2 protein-coding genes and 1 pseudogene are annotated in these 2479 nt (G+C 76.0%); 1 reads left to right on the forward strand and 2 read right to left on the reverse strand.

Annotation, left to right across the window (positions count from 1 at the left end; translation table 11 throughout):
• Positions 1-184: 184 nt before the first annotated feature.
• Positions 185-505, reverse strand: coding sequence for a hypothetical protein (locus AC0CYZ_RS21985; protein ID WP_472219247.1), 321 nt, complete (start codon positions 503-505; stop codon positions 185-187).
• Between the two features lie 40 nt (positions 506-545).
• Between AC0CYZ_RS21985 and AC0CYZ_RS21990 the strand changes: the two genes are divergently transcribed.
• Positions 546-1841, forward strand: coding sequence for an NAD(P)/FAD-dependent oxidoreductase (locus tag AC0CYZ_RS21990; RefSeq protein ID WP_472219249.1), 1296 nt, complete (start codon positions 546-548; stop codon positions 1839-1841).
• Between the two features lie 28 nt (positions 1842-1869).
• Here the strand turns inward: AC0CYZ_RS21990 and AC0CYZ_RS21995 are convergent.
• A pseudogene (locus AC0CYZ_RS21995) lies at positions 1870-2479 on the reverse strand (hypothetical protein); the annotation flags it as partial.

Raw genomic sequence — 2479 nt, forward strand, 5'->3', positions numbered from 1 at the left:
GGTCGTCACCATGACCCTCTTCTTCGGGATCGGGCGACTCGAGATGGCCGTCGCGCAGTGGTGGCGACGCCGGCGGGACCCCTGAGACCCCGTCAGGCCCCGACCAGGGCCTGGTGCGCGACGGCCGCCGCGAGCATCGAGCGCTCGGCGGCCTCCCGCGTGTCCCCGAGCCCGACGAGGAGGTTCACCGCGAGCTCGGCCGCGGTGGGGAGTCCGCTGCCCGGCTCGCCGAAGGCGCCGCCGATCTCGAGCCGCAGGTAGCCGTGGGTGGCGCTGAGGAACTGCCGCGCGACGGCGGGTGCCTCCGCCGGGCGCAGCCGCCCGGCCTCGACGAGGTGGTCGGCGACGGGTCCTCGGTCTCGGGGACGGCGTCGACGTGACCGGCGAGCCCGACGAAGCCCTCCCCCACCGCCGCCTCGACGAGCCCGGGCATCCCCCCGAACAGCGTGTAGAGCGCCTGGGTGGACGCCCCGACCTCCGCGCAGACCTCGCCGTCACCCGTCATGATGGCGTCATAACGATGTTCTAGCTGCTTGGGGGGACAGGTGGCGGACGACTACGACGTCGTGATCGTGGGTGGCCGGTGCGCCGGGGCCTCGCTGGCGATCCGGCTGGCCCGCGCCGGGCTGCGGGTGTGCGTGCTCGACCGGGCGCACTTCCCCAGTGACGTCCCGTCCACCCACGGCATCCAGCCGGCCGGGGTCGCGATCCTGCGCGAGCTCGGGTGCTACGAGACGCTCGCCGCCCTCACCGACCCGATCGAGCGCGCCACCGTGGTGGTCGACGACGCCCGCATCGAGTTCGAGGGCGCCACCGAGCTCCTCGGCGCGCCCATGCTCAACCTGCGCCGGTCGGCCCTCGACGCGGTCCTGCTCGAGGCGGCCGTGACGGCGGGCGCGGACGTCCGCACGCGCACCGTCGTGACGGGTCTGCGGGAGGAGGAGGGCCGGGTGGCCGGGGTCGTGACGCCAGAGGGCCCGGTGCGGGCCCGCCTCGTCGTCGGGGCCGACGGGGCACGGTCGACCGTCGCCCGCCTCGTCGGGTCCGCGGAGTACTGCCGCACGCCGCCGGAGCGGCTGTTCCTCTGGGCCTACCTCGAGGGGACCGAGCACCCGCCCGGCCACGTGTGGATCGGCCGGATCGGCGACCACGGGTACCTCGCCAGCCCCACCGACGGCGGGGCGTTCCTGGCCGTCGTGGCCCCCGCCATGTCCCGCCGGGCCGAGGTTCTCGCCGACCGGCAGGCCGCGTTCGACGAGGGCCTGCGCGGTTGGCCCGAGCTCGAGGCGGTGGTCGCCCCGGGCCGGCGGATCGGCCCGCTGCACACGGTGCCCGACTGGCGGGGCTTCTTCCGGCGGTCGGCGGGCCCCGGGTGGGTGCTCGTCGGCGACGCCGGCCACATGAAGGACCCGACCCCCGGGCAGGGCATCGCCGACGCGCTGCGCCAGACGACGGCCCTCGCGCCGGTGGTCGTCGAGGGCCTCACGGCGCGCGACGCACCGGCTCTCGACGCGGGCCTGCGCCGCTGGTGGGGCTGGCGCGACCGGGACGCCTGGGCGATGTACTGGTTCGCCCGCGAGCTCGGTGCGGCCGGTCCGGTCCCGCTGCTCACCGCCGAGGTGATGCGCCGCGTGGCCGCCGACCCGCGGCGCCGCACGCAGCTGCTCCGGGTCCTCAACCACGACGTGCCCCCCGGCCGGCTCGTCACCGCGCCGCTCGCCGCCCGCGCGCTCGCCGGGGCGCTGCGGCGCAGTCCGGGCCGCCGGATCCAGCTGCTGCGCGAGGCCCGCACCGCCGTCACTGACGAGCTGCGCCACCTCCGCCCGCCGGTGCCGGCCTGACCGGCACGGGCCGGAGTCCGACGGGCCGTCAGGCCTCGACGACGGCGGGTCCCCCGGTCTTCGGCGCCGGGCCGTTGCGCAGGAACAGCGCGAGCAGGACCCCGACCCCCGTCAGCACCGAGGTGACGATCATCAGGTTGTCCAGCGCGGTGGTGAACGCCGCCGCCTGGGCCTGCGTGTACGACATGTAGTGCTCCAGCATCGGCGACATCCCCCCGCTCGACGCCGACGCCGAGGCGGAGCTGCCCGAGGCCGCCGCCGCGGCGGCTCCCGCGGACCCCGTCCCGCCGCTGGTCAGCCCCATCATCCCGCCGGTGTCGGCGAGCTGCTGCGCCTGCCGGGAGCCCAGCAGTGCGGTGAGGGCGGCGAGGCCCATCGCCGCCGCGGTCCGCTGGGTGACGTTGTTGAACGCGCTCGCGCCACTGACCTGGTCGGGCGGCACCGCGGAGATCCCGCCGGTCATGATCGGCATCATCGCCAGGCCCATGCCGATCGCGCGGAACATCAGGATCCAGCGCAGGTCGCTCCACGACGAGGTCACCGAGAGGTCGCGCAGCATCCAGGTCCCGAGGGCCAGGATCGACAGGCCGACGACCGCCGGGATCCGTGGGCCGAACCGGTCGTAGATCCGTCCCGCC

It is taken from the genome of Actinomycetospora sp. (assembly GCF_055612215.1).